The following is a 17,306-nucleotide window of genomic DNA, read 5'->3' as shown; positions in this document are numbered from 1 at the left end:
AAGGGAGGAAACTATGCATGGAAACATTTAAAAAATATGGTTATGAAGTTAGAAAGATTTATGATAATACATATCGAATAATGGATAATGATGCATGTAGCAGTTATTTAATTATCGGAAGTAAAAAATGTATGTTAGTTGATACCGGTTGCGCTAGTGGTGATCTAAGAAAACTAGTTGATGAGATTTGTCAAAACAAAGAGTATTTTGTCATTAATACTCACGGACATGATGATCATGTAGCTGCAAATTATCAATTTGATAAGGTTTATATCGGAAAAGAAGACGAACAAATGATGAAGAATCTTTTCTTATATGAAAAGGAAAAAGAAATCTTTTATGAAGAAATGAAGACATATGCTTCGGCAACTGCGGATATTCACCATTTTTCAACTAAAGAATATTTCGATAATTTTGCTAATGCAAAGATTACTTTCAGTATTGAATATTTAAAGGATGGAATGTTGTTTGATTTAGGCGATAGCGAAATTAAAGCCATTCATATTCCTGGTCATACACCGGGTGGCTATTGTTTTTTAGATATCAAATACAGAAGATTATACGTTGGTGATGCGGTCTTAAGGCATGCCTCCGTTTTGCATGTGGGAGGTATGAAAATTTCAGATTTTATCAATGGCCTGAAAAAACTGAAAACATATGCCAGTGATTTTGATTGGATTATTGCTGCTCACGGTCATCGCCAGCATGGTTTTAGGCCACTTGAACCATTTTTTATTGATAAACTTATCGAGTGCGCCGAAAACATCGATGTGTCAAAATCAATCGAAAGACACGAAGCAGATGGTGATGGGTATGAGTATTATTTAAACGGAGGTCGCTATGAAGATTATGATAGTGTAAGCATAGCTTATAAATTAATAAGTCTTGATTAATAAGGAAGTAGAGTAAATAAAATGACGATACTAGAAACGGTATCGTCTTTCGGCGGAGTTAAGGAGGAATTAAAAGATGAGTTTTCCAAAAGGATTTTATTGGGGCGGTGCAACAGCAGCCAATCAGTGCGAGGGTGCATGGCAGGAAGGAGGTAAAGGAATTTCCTGTCCTGATATCTGTACAGGAGGAACAGCGACTCAAAGCAAGAGAATCACGCCTGTTTTGGAGGAAGCAACCTTTTATCCAAGTCATGATGCGATCGATCATTATCATCGCTATAAGGAAGATATTGCATTATTTGCGCAAATGGGTTTCAAGATGTATCGTTTTTCGATTGCATGGACAAGGATCTTCCCAAATGGTGATGAAGAGGAAGCAAATGAAGCCGGACTAAAGTTTTATGAAGGTTTGATCGATGAATGTTTGAAATATAATATTGAGCCAATGATTACCATTTCACATTATGAAGTACCTTTTGGTCTGACCAAGAAATGGAATGGATGGGCAGATCGCAGGATGATCGAGTGTTATCTGAGATACTGCAGGGCCATCTTTACCCGGTACAAAGGTAAGGTAAAATACTGGCTGACCTTTAATGAGATCAATTCCGCAACGGGAAAGATGGGAGGCTTTTTAAGTCAGGGTATTTTAAATGAGATCAAAACGATGGAGTTCATGGATCAGAAAGATGTTCCTCAGAATCGTTTCCAGGGATTGCATCATCAGTTTATCGCCAGTGCTTTGGCAGTAAGGATGGCGCATGAGATCGATCCGGATTACCAGGTAGGATGCATGAATATCATGGCAACGACCTATGGGCTGACCTGTGATCCGAATGATCAGATTGCGGCACAGAAGCAGAATCATCTGTTTAACTGGTTCTGCAGCGATGTACAGTGCCGGGGAGCTTATCCAAACTATATGCAGCGATATTTCAAAGAAAATAATATAAAAATCAAAAAAGAAGAGAAGGATGATGAGATACTGAAAAACGGCTGTGTTGATTTCTATACCTGTTCCTATTACATGTCAAACTGTCAGAGTGCCGATCCAACAAAACAGGATGCAGGGAAAGGGAATATATTGAATGGAGTGCCGAATCCATATTTAAAGGCCAGTGACTGGGGATGGCAGATTGATCCGATCGGCTTACGGTTTTCGCTCAATGAGATCTGGGATCGCTATCAGCTGCCGATCTATGTGGTAGAGAATGGTTTAGGAGCTTATGATAAGATCGAAGAGGATGGCAGCATTCATGATGATTATCGAATAGACTATCTGCGAAGACATATCGAACAGATGCATGAAGCCATATTGGATGGAGTGGATCTGAGAGGATATACACCATGGGGCTGCATTGATTTGGTGAGTGCATCTACGGGAGAGATGAGGAAGCGATACGGATTTATTTTTGTGGAGCGGTATGATGACGGAAGCGGTGATTATTCGCGAAGAAGAAAAGATTCTTTCTATTGGTATAAAAAAGTCATTGCCAGCAATGGTGAAGATTTAGATTAAGACCTCACTTAGGAGCAGAAATGCTCCTTTTTTGTTATCTATGTAAAATCAAAATTAAGTAAAAGTAAAAGATAAATCAATATTGATTGTCTATATTGACACCTCTAATATGCCAATATAAAATCAAAACATAACTGAACCATACTATTTTTACGAGTTATCATAATGATTTCATAAATACAATAAAGGCAAATATGAAACTCATAACAGTTACCCCAATTTTAAAAAATATGATACGTATTCTATAAATGAGAAAAGGAGTAAGTTTATGCAGAGCGAGTATCTGATCATTGAACAGGTCTATGCCGCAAAAGAAAGTATGCAGGCAGCGGATGAGCTAATTCGTGCATATCTGCCTTTTATCCGATCGGAAACATCAAAGTTTTTTTCACGTCCTTGTACTGAGCAAGATGATGAATTCAGTATTGCGATGATTGCTTTTCATGAAGCCATTCGAGGATATGAAAAAAACAGAGGAGCTTTTTTTACTTATGCTTCTATGATCATACGCAGTCGTCTGATTGATTATCAGCGAAAAGAATCACGTCATTATGGACATCTTTCTTTAGATGAAAAGAAGGATGAAGATGGTAAAACCTTAATGGATACGATAGCCAGTGATGATACTGTTGATGATTTTGTAAGCTTAGAAGCAACCAAACAGGAAATTGAGGAATTGGCATCAGTAATGAAAGAATATGGTATAGGATTTAGTGATGTATCTGAAAATTCACCTAAACAGGAAAGGACCTTAGAAGCTTGTAAAAAGGCCATTCAGTTTGCAGCGGATAATAAACAAATCTTAGATGAACTTTTGAGAACAAAAAAACTTCCATTAGCTCGTCTTGTAGAAGGCAGCGGAGCAGATAGAAAAACTTTAGAAAGGCATAGAAAATATATACTGGCAATGCTTCTCATCCAAACGAATGGATATGAAATTATTCGTGGACATTTGAGACATCTCCTAAAAACGAAAGGAGGTAATCTGGCATGAAGTATATGGTCATGGAATGTCATTTAAGTTATGCTGTTGTATTAGATGAAGACGGCAGGTTCTTAAATGTAGCAAATAGAAATTATGAAGTAGGCCAGGTTGTAAGTGACGTAGTCGTGATGGAAGAGAACTCTATCGAAATAGATGATAAACCAAAACCATATTTTAAATGGATTGCTTCCATAAGTGCACTTGCTGCATGTCTGGTCATTGCATTTACGACTCTTTTTCAATCAACCCCATCTTTGCAAGGATCAATATATATGACGATCAATCCTGAGGTAAGAATTGATGTTGGTGAAGAGGATATCGTTATTGATATCGAAGGCATCAATGAAGATGGTCATTTACTGATTGAGAATTATGATTATGAGAATAAAGAAGTGAATCTTGTCATGGATGAATTAATTGATCGTGCTATTGAAATGGGCTATCTCTATGAAGGAGGACAGATTACTCTTACATTAGATGCGGAAAGTGGCGAATGGATCACGAATAAGCAAGAGTCATTAGGGACTCATTTAAATGAATATCTAACAGATAAGCTTTCGGTTACGATCGAGATTACCAATCAGCCATCAGAAAATCAAGAAATTACGATACCAGTACCACCGAATAACTCTTCATCAAATGAAAATGATTCAGGATATGAAGAAGCACCTATTGTACCACCTGCATCTCAGCCAAATACTAATTCTCAAGATGATTATGATGATGACGATTATGGGGAAAATGATCCTTCGACAAATGATGATCCGGATAAAGATACAAATAATGATGGAGATAGTGGTTATGATAAAACAGAAACTGAAGCACAGTCAAATTACGGCGATTCAAGTTATGAAAAGAATGATGATGGAAATTCAAATTATGAATAAAATTTAAGTTTGACCCCAAAATCATCAAAGAATATCCGTAATCTTATAGTGTAAGGAAAAAATCTTACAGGGCTTCAAAAAAATTATTCTCTTACCCCGGTTTAGAAAGTGGGCTCACGTAATCTTTATATGTAAGATGAAAAAGAAGCCCGATAAAATAATGAAGGAGCTAACTATATAAAAATCAAGAGAATTAGATGAAAAAGTTTGAAAATATAAAATTTCTAGTTTTGTATGTTAGCTGGAGCTGTTCTTTGAAAAGTGAATAGTGATTTGTACTTTTTGGGCATGATGAAAACAACCTTGATGAAGGGAATTTCTAAAATTTGTTTGAAGTTAATTATTTATCTTAACAAATCAGGATTAAATGGCTGATTCGTAGTGACTAAATGATAGATAACTCTAAGCAGCTTTCTTACACAGTGTCCTTGAGCACAGCGATGTCCCTTGCCTTGAGAGATCTTAAGCTGATAGTATTCCTTGAATACAGGATTGCATCGAATAACTGTCAGTATGATCTGATACAAGGTCTTTCGAAGATACTTTGATCCTTTCTTGGCAATAGCTGTATGCTGTGCAGCAAACTGACTTGATTCGTAATGGTAAGGGGCCACCCCTGCAGCCTTTATGATTTTTCTTGCATTAGAATAGTTGCTTATATCTCCTAATTCCGCTAAAATAGAAGTACCAGAGAAATGAGAAATTCCTGGTATGGAGAGGATAGGAGAGTTTGTCTTGAGCGAGAACTCTTCTATTTTTTTATCTATTTCAGTAATTTGCTCATGGATCAATTCTATTTGATCGACCAGATGTCTGATCTGAATAACGTCTGCTGATGAAGGAATTCCAACAGAGGATTTTGCACGATCCTTAAGCATTTCAGGGGTTAAAGAAATACGTCTTCCTCTGCCTTTGTATTCAAAGCATCGACGAATCCTTCTTATATCAGCATTAGCGATAGCTTCAGCACTGCCAAAAGTTTTAAGCACCGCCATATATACACGGCTATATTTGGAATCAAACAGACTGTTGAATTCAGGGAATACAATATCAATACACCTTTGCAGGCGGTTTGAGTAGACATTGAGCTCTTCCTTCAGATTATGATGATGTCTGGTTAACTGTTTCTGTTCATAAAGATCGAAGCTGTTAACTTTCGTGATACGATACTGCTTTTTACGTTCTGGAGTATCCAGGACATCACAAATAGTCAAAGTGTCGAGCTTATCATTTTTGGTAATACCACCTTGCATTTTACGGGAAAAATCAGTGGTTGTAGGATTGATAAGAGCAACGGAGAAGTTTCTATCCAGAAGAAATCTCAACAAAGCAAAATGATAGTGTCCGGTATCTTCCATACCAATTAAGATAGATTTTTTAGAGTAAGGTTTAAGATTTTGAATAAGCAGATCAAAGCCATGTTTATCATTAGAGAAAGAAGCAGGGTGAACGATAAGTTCTCCGGTATCTTTATCCATGATACAAAAGAAGTGTTTATTCTTTCCAATGTCGATTCCAACTAATTTCATGATATAAAATCCTTTCTTTAAAATACGTGAAAATGGTATCCACAACACTTAAACCACAAAACCTGGTTCAAAATACGAATTCAAAGACTCATCTAACTCATCATTATTTAGGAATAAGGTGTGGTAAGAACCTCCTTAAAGTAGTCAAGCCACAAGGAATAATACAAATCCACATTCACATTATTCAATTTTACAGATTAACAAAACCGTAATCAACCACGGTTTAAAGGGTTGATAGAAAGGAAAAGTATACTGTAAATGACTATTAAATGAGTCATTTATAATATACCAGGAACTATTATGAAAAAAAGAAATTTAAAATCAATTTTATCGATCGCAAGTGTTTTAATGTTATGTTTGTTTTGTATGAGCGGATGTAGTGGAAATCCTATAGATACTACGACCCCTGACAGCAGCAGTGAGAATGTAGATGGCGGAGTTTTATACTTAAAGGTAAATCCGGAAATTGCCATTACTTATGATAGTGAAGGAAATGTAGTAAAAGTAGATGCACAAAATAGTGATGCAGATGCGATCCTTGCGAACTATACAGGATATGAAGGAAAAGAATGTAAGACAGTTGTATCAGAATTAGTGAATGCAATTGGCAATGCCGGATATTTTGTTGAAGAAGTTGAAGGTGAAAGCCGTCAGATTACCATTGAAATTGAAGCAGGTTCTAAGCTTCCAAACAGTACTTTCCTTGATGATGTTGCAGAAGAAGTTCGTCTTTGTGTAAGCAATAATAGCTGGCACAGTCCTGTAGATGTAGTAGGTGAAAGTGATTATGGGATTACTAATTATGTGGATACCGATTATGGAGCAAACAATGATGGTGTAACGGATTATAATGATACGGACTATGGAGCAAACAATGATGGTGTAACGGATTACAATGACACGGATTATGGGCCAAATAATGATGGTGTTACAGATTACAATGATACCGACTATGGGCCAAATAATGATGGTGTAACGGATTATAATGATACCGATTATGGGCCTAACAACGATGGCGTAACAGATTATAATGACACGGATTACGGGCCAAATAATGACGGTGTTACTGACTATAATGATACCGATTATGGACCAAACAACGACGGTGTAACGGACTATGATGATGGTAATAGTAATTACGACGATGGAAATAGTAATTACGATGATGGCAGCAGCGACTATGATGATTAAAGAAAAACCATCACTTAAACTTCGTCATGAGATTAAATATACGATAGATCCGTTAAACGATTGGATATTATCTCATCGCTTAAGAAAATTATTTAAACATGATAAAAATGCTGACTCACACGGGAACTACCGTGTGAGCAGTCTGTATTTTGATACACCGAATGATTCAGCATTACGACAAAAAATAGATGGTGTAGATCGTCGAGAAAAATTTCGTATACGTTATTATAATTCTGATCTATCATTCATCCGTCTTGAAAAAAAGATAAAAATAAACGGATTATGTAGTAAATACAGTGCCAGAATCAGTGCAGAAGAGACAGAAAGACTAATCAAAGGTGATATTCGCTTTCTTCTTGAAAGTGATGAGCCCTTATTTATTGAACTCTACAGTAAGATTCAAGGACGGCTTCTACGTCCTATGACAATCGTTACTTATGATCGTGAAGCTTTTTTATATGAGCCAGGTAATGTAAGGATTACCATTGACCGTAATCTTCGTACGGGAATGAGAAGCATTGATTTTTTAAATCATGATCTATATCATGCAGATGTATCGGAACAATTACCTGTCTTAGAAATAAAATATGATGAATTTCTTCCAGAAATTGTACGCATGGCTGTCAATATAAATCAAAAAGCAACAGCTTATTCAAAATATGCAGTTTGTCGTCGATATGACTAAACAGGAGGGAATATGGGTTTTGGAGATATTTTTAAATCAGGATTTTTAGAAAATGTTACTGCAATATCTGTTTTAGATATGGTTCTTGTTTTGATCCTTTCTTTTGCATTAGGGTTATACATTTTCTTTATTTATAAAAAAAGTTATGCAGGAATTATGTATTCTGCATCGTTTGGGGTTACTCTTATTGCCTTGACAATGATCACAGCTCTTCTTATTCTTGCGGTTACAAGTAATGTCATATTGTCACTTGGTATGGTTGGTGCCTTGTCAATTGTTCGTTTCCGTACCGCTATAAAAGAACCATCAGATATTGCTTTCTTATTTTGGTCAATTGCTGTAGGTATCGTTCTTGCTGCAGGATTTATTCCATTAGCGGTATTTGGCAGTTTCTTTATTGGTATCATCATACTGATATTTTCAAGATACAAGGGATTTGAAAGACCTTATATTCTTGTTGTTCATTGTGAAGATTCTACAGTAGAAAAATATGTGTACGATTATTTAAAACAAAAAGTAAAGAAAACGTCTGTTAAGAGTAAAAGTGTAGTCCCGGGTTGTATTGAATTGAATTATGAAATAAGACTAAAAGATGAAAATACAGATTTTATCAATGAACTGGCAGAGTTTCCGGGTGTCAGTCATACCGTCATGGTTTCTTATAATGGCGATTACATGAGCTAAAGAATATGTTGAAACATAAGTATATTGATAAAATTTGTATTGTTGTGATAGCGGCTGCTCTTTTAATTACTTGCTTATTTATCAATGGAGAAAGTTTAGGAATCACTTTTATGTCGTCACAAATGGGTTATGAAACAAGATTGTTTGAAAGATCAAAGATTCATGAGATCGATATTATTATTGATGACTGGCAAGGGTTTTTAGAAACAGCGAATGAAGAAGAATATCGCTCATGTACGATCGTGATTGATGGTGAAGCATTTTCAAATGTAGGATTACGAGTAAAAGGAAATAATTCACGACGACTTGTTCATGAATATGGTCTTGAGCGTTATAGTCTTAAAGTAGAGTTTGACCATTATGAATATAACAGTTATTATGGACTCGACAAATTTTCCTTAGATGCTTCTTTCCAGGATAACAGTTATATGAAAAACTGGATTACCTATGATATGATGGATCATATGGGTGTACCCACACCTTTGCGCAGTTATGCAAATGTTCGTGTGAATGGAGAAGATTGGGGCTTGTTTTTAGCTATTGAAGAACCTGAAGAAGCCTTTGCACGACGAGTATATGGAAAAAATCATGGACAGCTTTACAAGCCGGATTATAAGTCTTTAAACGATGAAAATGCAGATGTAGCTTTACGCTATACGGATGATGCTTTTGAAAGCTACGATAATATATTTAGAAATGCTAAGTTTGATATTACAAATCGTGATAAAGAAAGAGTGATTGAGGCATTGAAGATTCTTTCTACAGGCGAAAACTTAGAGTCTGCAGTGGATGTGGATGAAGTGCTTCGTTATTTTACAGTACAAGTATTTGTAGTCAACTTAGACAGCTATTTAGGAAGGACCGGACATAATTATTTCTTATATGAAGAAGAGGGAATTATCAGTATATTGCCATGGGATTATAATCTGGCATTCGCAACCTATTCCCTAGGTATGCCGGATCCTATTAATGATGCTACACTTTATGTGAATTATCCAATCAATACACCGGCTTCTGGAGAAATTATGTTAAACCGCCCATTGTATCACAATCTCATGAAAAACGATGAATATTTTAAACAATATCATCGTTATTTTGACCAGCTGATCAAAGAATATTTTGAGAGTGGTTATTTTGAGAAATTTGTTGAGGAAACAAAAGCTATGATTTCACCTTATGTAGAAAAAGATCCAACAGCTTTCTGTAGTCATGAAGATTTTCTATTAGCGGTAGAAACGATCAAAGAGTTTTGTCTTTTGCGTGCAGAAAGTATCCGAAGGCAGCTTGAAGGAACGATACCTGCAACTATAAGAGGGCAAACGGAAGATAAGAGCAACTTTGTAGATGCCTCTTCCATCTGGCTGCCAGACATGGGAGAAATAGCTGATTTAAAGGATGAATAAAGGTGTTTAAACAAATAGAATTTCACTGATAAATGTGCTAATATGAAAGTACTTAGGAGGAAAGGATATGCAAAATTTTCATTATAACATACCAACACAAATTTATTTTGGTAAAGGTCAGATTGAGAATTTAGGAGAGAATCTGAAAAAAATTTCTGATAAGGTGCTTCTGGTATATGGAGGCGGCAGCATTAAAAAGATTGGTTTATACGATAAAGTGTGTGAGCAATTAAAAAAGGCAGGTATCGAATGGCAGGAACTTGCAGGAGTTGAACCGAATCCTCGTATTGAATCTGTACGTAAAGGCGTAGAAATCTGTCATCAGCATGGTTTGACAGCCGTCTTGGCTGTCGGTGGCGGCAGTACGATCGACTGTTCAAAGATCATCGCAAGTGGCGTGTGTTATGAAGGTGATCCATGGGATCAGGTATTAGATCGAAACAAGATTACGAAAGCTTTACCTGTTGCGGCTGTTCTGACATTAGCGGCTACAGGCAGTGAAATGGATGGCTTTGCAGTTATTTCAGACTTAACCAAAAATGAAAAATGGGGATCGGGAAATGATCTGACAAAACCGGTATTCTCAATTTTGGATCCAGAGTATACGTATTCTGTATCTGCATATCAGACAGCAGCAGGAACGGCAGATATCATGAGTCATACTTTTGAAAACTATTTTAATCAGGAAAAGGGTGCTTATCTTCAAGCTCGTTTCTGTGAAGGTATCTTAAAGACTTGTATCAAGTATGCACCTATTGCTTTAGAAGATCCTAAGAATTATGAAGCTCGTGCAAATCTGATGTGGGCAAGTTCTATGGCCATCAATGGTATTTGTTCCTATGGGGAAAATACTGCATGGTCCGTGCATCCGATGGAACATGAATTAAGTGCCTTCTATGATATCACCCATGGTGTTGGACTGGCTATTTTGACACCAAATTGGATGGAATATGTTTTAAATGAAGACACATTGTGGAAGTTTGTAGAGTATGGGAAGAATGTCTGGGGAATCCATGAAGGAAGCGATATGGATATTGCGCATGCAGCAATTCAAAAAACTCGTGAATTCTTTAAATCATTAAATCTTCCTAGCTCATTACATGAAATTGATATTGATGAAACACATTTTGATGTCATGGCACAAAAAGCAGCTGATGGTGGACTTCAAAATGGTTTTGTAGCTCTTAGTGCAGAGGATGTAAAGAAAATATTTAAAATGGCATTATAAAAGCTGGCAATCGCCAGCTTATTTATTATCTTCTTCTTTTTGTAGTGTTTCTAGGATATGTTTTGATACTGCATAATCTTTGCAGCAGCCAATAATTTCATTCGCCGCTTTTTTAGCGGACTCCATACCATTTGACATCCCATAAGAATGTTTGAATCTTTCTAACATCTCTATGTCATTGCCGCCATCGCCATATACCGCAACTTCATCTTCCTGAAGATGAAGATATTCACATAGCCATGCGACAGCATTTCCCTTATTGACATTTTTTCCAGTAATTTCAAAAGCACCATTATCATAAGGAGCATTTACGATTTCATCTTTATGCTGATCAAGATAACAATTCATTTTTTCAATCGTTTTCGCATCACTTAAACGACAGTTGATCTTATAAATATCATGAGATAAAATATCATCAATACTTTGATCAAAAATACTATCTTTTATAAAATCTTCAATTTTCCATTTTTTTGCAGCTCTGTTCCAAATGCTAGACCGGCTAAATTGATCCAAATGTTCCTGGCGATTCGCACGGATAAAAACATGGTCTTTGCCAATACAGTCAAAGTCAATCTCAGGAAAAGTTTCTAATAAATCTTTGACAATTTTTTTATCCATTTTTCTGTCATAAATTATATTTTGAGAAGGATCTAATATCAAAGCTCCATTCATACAAACCATAAAAACATCCCGTTTTTCATATTTTAATATTTTTATTTGCTGAGCATGCATATGTCTGCCTGTCGCAAATGAAAAATATTTTCCTTCTTTAATTACTGCATCAATTGCATTAAAGATAATTTCATCAAATTCATGATCATCATTTAATAATGTTCCATCTAAATCACATGCAAATAATTTTATCATAAAGTCCTCCTCAACTCTTATATTATAAAGGAGAAATTCATAAAAAAATATCATATTTCATAAAATTTTATTGAAATTCCCGTAAAAAAAGAGATTGTCATTTTAGACAATCTCTTTACGAAGCCAGTTATATGAATACTTTCAATTTATAAGCGATGGAACCATATTCATAAAATTCATATAATCAACGTCTCTAGTTTTTAGATAACTCTGTCTTGAATCTTCTAAATACTTAGATCTTCATTGTTCATTCTTTATATGAATCCATCTATTGAAAAGCCTCCTTTATAAACATGGAATCATTTAATTTGGAAGGAAATATAATTACATTTGTTTGTTTGATTTCTATAGGAAGAACGACACATTAAACTCTCATTTATATCCAAATCATCGTTTTTTCTATTTTAAATCATTAAAACATTCTATAATTTATTTCTTAGAATTGTTTCTGACAATTCAAGTATGAAGCCATCTATATGTAAATCTCTTTCGATTTGTCAACGATGGGATCATCGATTTTTTTATAAGATCCTTAGGGCTTAATGAGAAAGTTATTTTATTCATTTTATATAATTTATTGAATATCTAACTATTTCTGTTTATAAGCACAGGGGGATTCGTTAGAATTCAATCATTATAAATTAATGATTTCTTACAACATTTCAATCATAAATAAGCCGTATCTATAAATAGATCATTTATCTATTTTTTCTACACTGCGGTAGACTTTTTATATATTCAGTTTTAGTTCTTCTCCTCTTCTCTGTCCATTGGTCTGCCCTCTCACAGAAAACACTTTCTTTTTAAAACATAAATAAGATTTTTAGTTTCCTCATGAAGTTCTGTCAGGCTTCATAGGAAACGAACTAAATTTCTTTTAAAACCTCTTTCATAAGACATTTCCTCCTTTCAGATGTTCTGTCTTTTTACACTTATATAATACCTTATTTATGCTATAGAAACAGTCTTATAATTTATTTTTTTTTGTGTTATAATAAATATGTTGGGGCATGATTCATGCCTTTTTCTTATATAGGAGAATAAGTGAATGAAATTATCGGTTTTAATGAATGACAAGATAAATCAAAACTGGTTTGAGAAGATGCTTGAAATGGATCGTAGAATTTTTCCTGCTGAGGGAAATGACTATTTAGAACCGGATTATATCCGCTCATTGTATAAACAAGTCAAAGAGGGACTGTTTTTTTGTGTAGATGAGGATGTAAATAGACTGGCAGGATATTTTACGGTGATTTTTCTTGATGAAAAGCAAAGAGATGAATATTTAAATGGTTCTCATTTTTCAACACTTTTAAATAAAGGAATGAAGAAAGGAAAAAACATCCTTTATCTATATACGCTTGCAGTGGAAGAAGATTATCGTGGTACTGCATGTATGAAGTTAATGGGAAAGGCTTTTGCCAGATGGCTTGATACAAAGATTCAGGAGGGTTATGAAGTAAGTGAAGTCTATGCAGAGGCTGTTTCAGAAGATGGAGCACGTTCTTTGAAGAATGGTTTTGGGATGACACCTATGAGAGGTGCTGATGAAAAGGGCATTGGACATTATGTCTCAGATGATCAATTGAAATCTTATATTATTAAAATGCTTTGATGATTAGGTATAGGATAAAACGCTTTTTATGTTGATGATGATTGTGGTATAATCATTTTATAAGCTGACAGGAGATATTTATGAGAGGATATTTTATCACGTTTGAAGGACCCGATGGGAGCGGAAAGACGACAATTTCAACAATTGTTGCGCAAAAATTAAAAGAAATGGGCTATGATGCCATTTATACAAGAGAACCGGGTGGTATTGAAATTGCGGAACAGATTCGAAATGTGATTCTTGATCCAAAAAATACAGCCATGGATGCGAAAACAGAGGCATTGCTTTATGCTGCGTCACGACGTCAGCATTTAGTAGAAAAGGTTATTCCAGCTTTAGAAAAGGGACAAATCGTAATATGTGATCGTTTTGTAGATTCTTCTTTAGCTTATCAGGGTTATGCACGTCATCTGGGTATTGATAATGTGTATATGATCAACCAGTTTGCGATAGATGGATATTTTCCAGATACCACGATATTTTTAAATCTTGATTACAATGACGGATTAAAACGTATTGAAACAAGAGCCTTTAAGGATCGTCTTGATTTAGAAACGAATCATTTCCATCAGGAAGTAAGTGAAGGTTATCGGCAGGTACTTGCGAAATATCGTCACCGTATGCGTGTGGTGGATGCTTCACAAGAGGTAGATAAGGTTGTAGAAGATGCGTTACAGATCGTTTTGGAGACGATTAGAAAATGAAAGAAAAGCTTAGAAAAAAACAGCCAGTTGCTTATCGGATCTTAGAAAATGCTTTACTGGGAAAAACTTCAGCACATGCTTATCTGTTTTTTGGAGATAAGGGATGTGGCAAATTTAAGAGTGCCATTTTACTGGCTCAAAGTCTTCTGTGTGAAAAAGAAGGCTTTGCATGTGAAAAGTGTGATGTTTGCAGACGTGTCGCAGAGAATAACTTTTCTGATCTGATCATTATTGACGGCAGTATCAAAACAATAAAAAAAGAAGATATCATGCATATTCAGGAAGAATTCAATAAGACGGCATTAGAAGCTACGGGAAAGAAGATCTATATATTAAATCTAGTAGAAAATGCTACAGCTGATGCAATGAATTCACTGCTTAAATTTTTAGAGGAGCCGGCAAGTGATGTGACGGCAATCCTTATCAGTGAGCAGCTGGATAAAGTGTTACCGACCATCGTATCAAGATGTCAGAAAATACCTTTCCGCAAACCGCCTGTAAAAGAAGGACTGGAATTTGCCAGAAATGAAGATATTGACGAACTGGATGCTTATTTGTGTTCTCATATAGCGGCAGATGCTGATGAAATTCTAGCGTTAAGTGAAGATGAAAATTATAGAAATGCCAGAGATTGGGCGATGGAGGTCATTGAACATTTTTATGATGATCCATATATGACACTGTTGACGATTCAGACTCAGGCATTTAATGAAAAAAAGGGAAATGATCGAATTCAGTTTACTTATTTTAATGAAATATTAACGATATTTTTTAGAAATGGGATCATGCAGAAAAGTGAATGTAAAGATGATATATGGAATAGGATGATAGGCAAATATTCAAAAGAACAATGTGTTGAATATTTAAATATTTGTGTCAGTACAAAAAATCGTTTCAGTAAATCTGTTAGTGTGAAATTGTTAGTTGATTCGATGCTGATCAGGATGAAGGAGGTAGCAGATGGAGAATAAAGACTATACACATATAGCGTTTGTAAGTTTTTCGGAATCAAACAAGCTTTATACATTTGGGACAAATGATGATACCTTGAAGGTCCATGATAAAGTTGTTGTTGAAACGGTTCGAGGGCTAGAAGTTGGTACGATCATGAAAGAAAATCAGCTTTTTGAAAATGTCTCCACTGAATTGGAAATCAAACCAGTTATCCGAAAGGCCACAGAAAAAGATTTAAAAGATGTGGAAGAGAATAAAGAAGCGGCTAAGAAGGCAATGGTGATTTGTGAAGAAGCCATTCAGGCACAGGGACTGGATATGCGTTTGATCGAAGCAGAATATACATTAGACCGCAGTAAGATCATTTTTGTATACGTTGCCGATGATCGTGTTGATTTTAGGGAGTTGTTGAAAGATCTAGCGACAAAATTTAAGTGTCGTATCGAACTTCGTCAGATTGGACCTCGCAATAAAGCAAAAATTGTGGGTGGCTTAGGTACTTGCGGCATGGAAACCTGTTGTTCAAGGTTTTTAAATGATTTTGATGTGGTGTCAATCAATATGGCTAAAAATCAGATGCTGGCTTTAAATGTGCAGAAGCTTTCAGGGCAGTGTGGCAAGCTAATGTGTTGTCTCCGCTATGAAGATGCACAATATAAGGAAATGCGGGCGGGTTTACCAAAAGTGAATTCACAAATTGAATATAAAGGTAATAAATATCGTGTGACAAGCATGAATGTACTGTTGAAACAGGCAAAAATAGAAAATAAGGAAGATGTTCAATTTCTGGACTTTTCAGAATTATGGCCAGATATTGACTGGTCAAAACGATGAATCGGCAGAAAAGCTTTGAAAATGAAAAAGCAACGTTATATCTGGTTGCAACACCTATCGGTAATCTAAGTGAAATGACACCAAGGGCGATTGAGATATTAAAGAGCGTAGATGTAATTGCAGCGGAAGATACACGTAATACGATGAAATTGTTGTCACATTTTGATATCAAAACGAGATGTATGGCACATCATATGCACAATGAATATGAAAGTGCCAAAGGATTGGTAGCATTGCTGGAGGAAGGTAAAAATGTTGCCGTTGTCAGCGATGCCGGCTATCCGCTTGTCAGTGACCCCGGTCAGGTAGTTGTGAATATGGTGGTAGAAGCCGGTTTTAATGTAGTGCCTGTATCAGGAGCCAATGCAGCGCTAAATGCTTTGGTAGCTAGTGGCCTTTCAGCTCAGCCATTTATGTTTGTCGGTTTTTTAAAAGTCAATGAAAATGAACGAAGAAAAAGCTGTGAAGAATTATCAAAGGTCAAACAAACGATGATCTTCTATGAAGCTCCGCACCGTATTAAAAAGACGCTGCATACATTTTTAGAAGTTTTTGGTAATCGTAAGATGTGTCTGGCAAGAGAAATTACTAAGAAACATGAAGAATTCCTTCGTGGAACGATCAGTGAAATGTTAGATATATGTGATGATCTCAAGGGTGAGATGGTACTTGTGCTTGAAGGATATAAAGAAGAAGAAATTGGCGATGATATTCCTTTTTCTATTTTAAATGAAAAAATACATTGTTATATCCAAAGCGGTTATTCAACAAATGAGGCAATAAAAAAAGTTGCCCGGGATCACGGGTTATCCAAAAATGAAATCTATAAACAATATCACAGTAGCTAGAGCTAATGCTCTGGCTTTTTAATAATACTTGTCGAAGATAAAAAGAAAAGCTATAATAAAAAGGAATTTAGGGGGATCAATATGAAAGATACAAATGAAAATGGTTTAGTACAATTTTTAGTGGGCATCGTTCTACTTGCAATAGGTTTATATATGTTATCTCAACGGGTGTATGTACATCATGGCTGGTCGGTCATACACTTTGGTTCTTTTAGTATCACATCTGGAATAATTACAATTCCCTTGATCATAGGTGTTGTATGGTATTTTTATAATCCAAAATCATTAGGGCCAAAGATTCTTATCATCTTAGGTGTCATTTTTATTGTAGTTTCATTGCTTATGAATATGCGGATTTCAATCATGCGAATGACACTGTTTGAATATATTCTCGTTTTTGGCTTCATTGCTTCAGGCTGTGGTTTACTTTTAAAAAGTTTATTTAAAATAAATAATAAATAAAAAAGAAAAAGATGTGAA

Annotated in this window: 17 protein-coding genes; 15 read left to right on the top strand and 2 right to left on the bottom strand. The window is 35.4% G+C overall.

Going from position 1 to position 17,306, the window contains the following annotated elements:
- Positions 1–17: 17 nt before the first annotated feature.
- From BQ5367_RS02515 to BQ5367_RS02500, 4 genes are all read left to right on the top strand, one after another.
- Positions 18–893: an MBL fold metallo-hydrolase gene (locus tag BQ5367_RS02515; protein ID WP_071440991.1), complete on the top strand. Its 876-nt coding sequence runs from the start codon at positions 18–20 to the stop codon at positions 891–893.
- A gap of 76 nt (positions 894–969) precedes the next feature.
- A complete protein-coding gene (locus tag BQ5367_RS02510) occupies positions 970–2,412 on the top strand; it encodes a glycoside hydrolase family 1 protein (RefSeq protein WP_071440990.1) in 1,443 nt (480 codons plus the stop codon).
- Positions 2,413–2,680: 268 nt separating this feature from the next.
- Positions 2,681–3,406, top strand: coding sequence for a sigma-70 family RNA polymerase sigma factor (locus tag BQ5367_RS02505; RefSeq protein ID WP_071440989.1), 726 nt, complete (start codon positions 2,681–2,683; stop codon positions 3,404–3,406).
- Complete coding sequence (locus tag BQ5367_RS02500) at positions 3,403–4,284, top strand: anti-sigma-I factor RsgI family protein (RefSeq protein ID WP_071440988.1); 882 nt, start codon at positions 3,403–3,405, stop codon at positions 4,282–4,284. Before BQ5367_RS02505 ends, BQ5367_RS02500 begins: the two co-directional genes overlap by 4 nt.
- A 344-nt stretch (positions 4,285–4,628) precedes the next feature.
- Here the strand turns inward: BQ5367_RS02500 and BQ5367_RS02495 are convergent, their stop codons facing one another.
- Positions 4,629–5,813, bottom strand: a complete 1,185-nt coding sequence (locus BQ5367_RS02495) for an IS110 family RNA-guided transposase (protein ID WP_071440703.1) — start codon at positions 5,811–5,813, stop codon at positions 4,629–4,631.
- A 300-nt stretch (positions 5,814–6,113) separates the two neighbouring features.
- Here BQ5367_RS02495 and BQ5367_RS02490 point away from each other — a divergent pair, with 300 nt between their 5' ends.
- The 5 genes from BQ5367_RS02490 to BQ5367_RS02470 all read left to right on the top strand — a co-directional run bounded on the left by BQ5367_RS02490 (position 6,114) and on the right by BQ5367_RS02470 (position 11,004).
- Positions 6,114–7,004 (top strand): anti-sigma-I factor RsgI family protein, encoded by an 891-nt coding sequence (locus BQ5367_RS02490; RefSeq protein WP_071440987.1) that lies wholly within the window; start codon positions 6,114–6,116, stop codon positions 7,002–7,004.
- A complete protein-coding gene (locus BQ5367_RS02485) occupies positions 6,931–7,689 on the top strand; it encodes a polyphosphate polymerase domain-containing protein (RefSeq protein WP_202615252.1) in 759 nt (252 codons plus the stop codon). Before BQ5367_RS02490 ends, BQ5367_RS02485 begins: the two co-directional genes overlap by 74 nt.
- 12 nt (positions 7,690–7,701) lie before the next feature.
- Positions 7,702–8,373, top strand: a complete 672-nt coding sequence (locus tag BQ5367_RS02480; RefSeq protein ID WP_071440986.1) for a DUF4956 domain-containing protein — start codon at positions 7,702–7,704, stop codon at positions 8,371–8,373.
- A 5-nt stretch (positions 8,374–8,378) separates the two neighbouring features.
- The gene (locus BQ5367_RS02475; protein ID WP_071440985.1) at positions 8,379–9,776 is read left to right on the top strand and encodes a CotH kinase family protein; all 1,398 of its coding nucleotides are present in this window, start codon (positions 8,379–8,381) and stop codon (positions 9,774–9,776) included.
- Between the two features lie 67 nt (positions 9,777–9,843).
- Positions 9,844–11,004 carry an iron-containing alcohol dehydrogenase gene (locus BQ5367_RS02470; RefSeq protein ID WP_071440984.1) on the top strand — a complete coding sequence of 387 codons (1,161 nt, stop codon included), beginning with the start codon at positions 9,844–9,846 and terminating at the stop codon, positions 11,002–11,004.
- An 18-nt stretch (positions 11,005–11,022) separates the two neighbouring features.
- Here BQ5367_RS02470 and BQ5367_RS02465 read toward each other — a convergent pair whose 3' ends face one another.
- Positions 11,023–11,871 carry a Cof-type HAD-IIB family hydrolase gene (locus BQ5367_RS02465; RefSeq protein ID WP_071440983.1) on the bottom strand — a complete coding sequence of 283 codons (849 nt, stop codon included), beginning with the start codon at positions 11,869–11,871 and terminating at the stop codon, positions 11,023–11,025.
- Positions 11,872–12,919: 1,048 nt separating this feature from the next.
- Here BQ5367_RS02465 and BQ5367_RS02460 point away from each other — a divergent pair.
- The 6 genes from BQ5367_RS02460 to BQ5367_RS02435 all read left to right on the top strand — a co-directional run bounded on the left by BQ5367_RS02460 (position 12,920) and on the right by BQ5367_RS02435 (position 17,288).
- Positions 12,920–13,486: a hypothetical protein gene (locus BQ5367_RS02460; RefSeq protein WP_071440982.1), complete on the top strand. Its 567-nt coding sequence runs from the start codon at positions 12,920–12,922 to the stop codon at positions 13,484–13,486.
- 80 nt (positions 13,487–13,566) lie between these two features.
- Positions 13,567–14,190, top strand: a complete 624-nt coding sequence (gene tmk, locus BQ5367_RS02455; protein WP_071440981.1) for a dTMP kinase — start codon at positions 13,567–13,569, stop codon at positions 14,188–14,190.
- Complete coding sequence (locus tag BQ5367_RS02450; RefSeq protein ID WP_071440980.1) at positions 14,187–15,161, top strand: hypothetical protein; 975 nt, start codon at positions 14,187–14,189, stop codon at positions 15,159–15,161. Before tmk ends, BQ5367_RS02450 begins: the two co-directional genes overlap by 4 nt.
- Positions 15,151–15,978: a regulatory iron-sulfur-containing complex subunit RicT gene (gene ricT / locus BQ5367_RS02445; RefSeq protein WP_071440979.1), complete on the top strand. Its 828-nt coding sequence runs from the start codon at positions 15,151–15,153 to the stop codon at positions 15,976–15,978. The genes BQ5367_RS02450 and ricT overlap by 11 nt, the downstream gene beginning before the upstream one ends.
- Positions 15,975–16,826 carry a 16S rRNA (cytidine(1402)-2'-O)-methyltransferase gene (gene rsmI, locus BQ5367_RS02440; RefSeq protein ID WP_071440978.1) on the top strand — a complete coding sequence of 284 codons (852 nt, stop codon included), beginning with the start codon at positions 15,975–15,977 and terminating at the stop codon, positions 16,824–16,826. The genes ricT and rsmI overlap by 4 nt, the downstream gene beginning before the upstream one ends.
- 81 nt (positions 16,827–16,907) lie before the next feature.
- Complete coding sequence (locus tag BQ5367_RS02435) at positions 16,908–17,288, top strand: hypothetical protein (protein WP_071440977.1); 381 nt, start codon at positions 16,908–16,910, stop codon at positions 17,286–17,288.
- The last annotated feature ends 18 nt before the right edge of the window (positions 17,289–17,306 follow it).

It is taken from the genome of Traorella massiliensis, from assembly GCF_900104665.1.
GTDB lineage: Bacteria > Bacillota_I > Bacilli_A > Erysipelotrichales > Erysipelotrichaceae > Traorella > Traorella massiliensis.
The sequence above is the reverse complement of the archived record's forward strand: the minus strand, read 5'-3'. Positions and strand labels throughout refer to the sequence as shown.

What these genes read in the sequence shown, in the direction of transcription:
- BQ5367_RS02515 (WP_071440991.1), top strand. Translation starts at nt 18, where the DNA reads ATGGAAACATTTAAAAAATATGGTTATGAAGTTAGAAAGATTTATGAT.
- BQ5367_RS02510 (WP_071440990.1), top strand. Translation starts at nt 970, where the DNA reads ATGAGTTTTCCAAAAGGATTTTATTGGGGCGGTGCAACAGCAGCCAAT.
- BQ5367_RS02505 (WP_071440989.1), top strand. Translation starts at nt 2,681, where the DNA reads ATGCAGAGCGAGTATCTGATCATTGAACAGGTCTATGCCGCAAAAGAA.
- BQ5367_RS02500 (WP_071440988.1), top strand. Translation starts at nt 3,403, where the DNA reads ATGAAGTATATGGTCATGGAATGTCATTTAAGTTATGCTGTTGTATTA.
- BQ5367_RS02495 (WP_071440703.1), bottom strand. Translation starts at nt 5,813, where the DNA reads ATGAAATTAGTTGGAATCGACATTGGAAAGAATAAACACTTCTTTTGT.
- BQ5367_RS02490 (WP_071440987.1), top strand. Translation starts at nt 6,114, where the DNA reads ATGAAAAAAAGAAATTTAAAATCAATTTTATCGATCGCAAGTGTTTTA.
- BQ5367_RS02485 (WP_202615252.1), top strand. Translation starts at nt 6,931, where the DNA reads ATGATGATGGTAATAGTAATTACGACGATGGAAATAGTAATTACGATG.
- BQ5367_RS02480 (WP_071440986.1), top strand. Translation starts at nt 7,702, where the DNA reads ATGGGTTTTGGAGATATTTTTAAATCAGGATTTTTAGAAAATGTTACT.
- BQ5367_RS02475 (WP_071440985.1), top strand. Translation starts at nt 8,379, where the DNA reads ATGTTGAAACATAAGTATATTGATAAAATTTGTATTGTTGTGATAGCG.
- BQ5367_RS02470 (WP_071440984.1), top strand. Translation starts at nt 9,844, where the DNA reads ATGCAAAATTTTCATTATAACATACCAACACAAATTTATTTTGGTAAA.
- BQ5367_RS02465 (WP_071440983.1), bottom strand. Translation starts at nt 11,871, where the DNA reads ATGATAAAATTATTTGCATGTGATTTAGATGGAACATTATTAAATGAT.
- BQ5367_RS02460 (WP_071440982.1), top strand. Translation starts at nt 12,920, where the DNA reads ATGAAATTATCGGTTTTAATGAATGACAAGATAAATCAAAACTGGTTT.
- tmk (WP_071440981.1), top strand. Translation starts at nt 13,567, where the DNA reads ATGAGAGGATATTTTATCACGTTTGAAGGACCCGATGGGAGCGGAAAG.
- BQ5367_RS02450 (WP_071440980.1), top strand. Translation starts at nt 14,187, where the DNA reads ATGAAAGAAAAGCTTAGAAAAAAACAGCCAGTTGCTTATCGGATCTTA.
- ricT (WP_071440979.1), top strand. Translation starts at nt 15,151, where the DNA reads ATGGAGAATAAAGACTATACACATATAGCGTTTGTAAGTTTTTCGGAA.
- rsmI (WP_071440978.1), top strand. Translation starts at nt 15,975, where the DNA reads ATGAATCGGCAGAAAAGCTTTGAAAATGAAAAAGCAACGTTATATCTG.
- BQ5367_RS02435 (WP_071440977.1), top strand. Translation starts at nt 16,908, where the DNA reads ATGAAAGATACAAATGAAAATGGTTTAGTACAATTTTTAGTGGGCATC.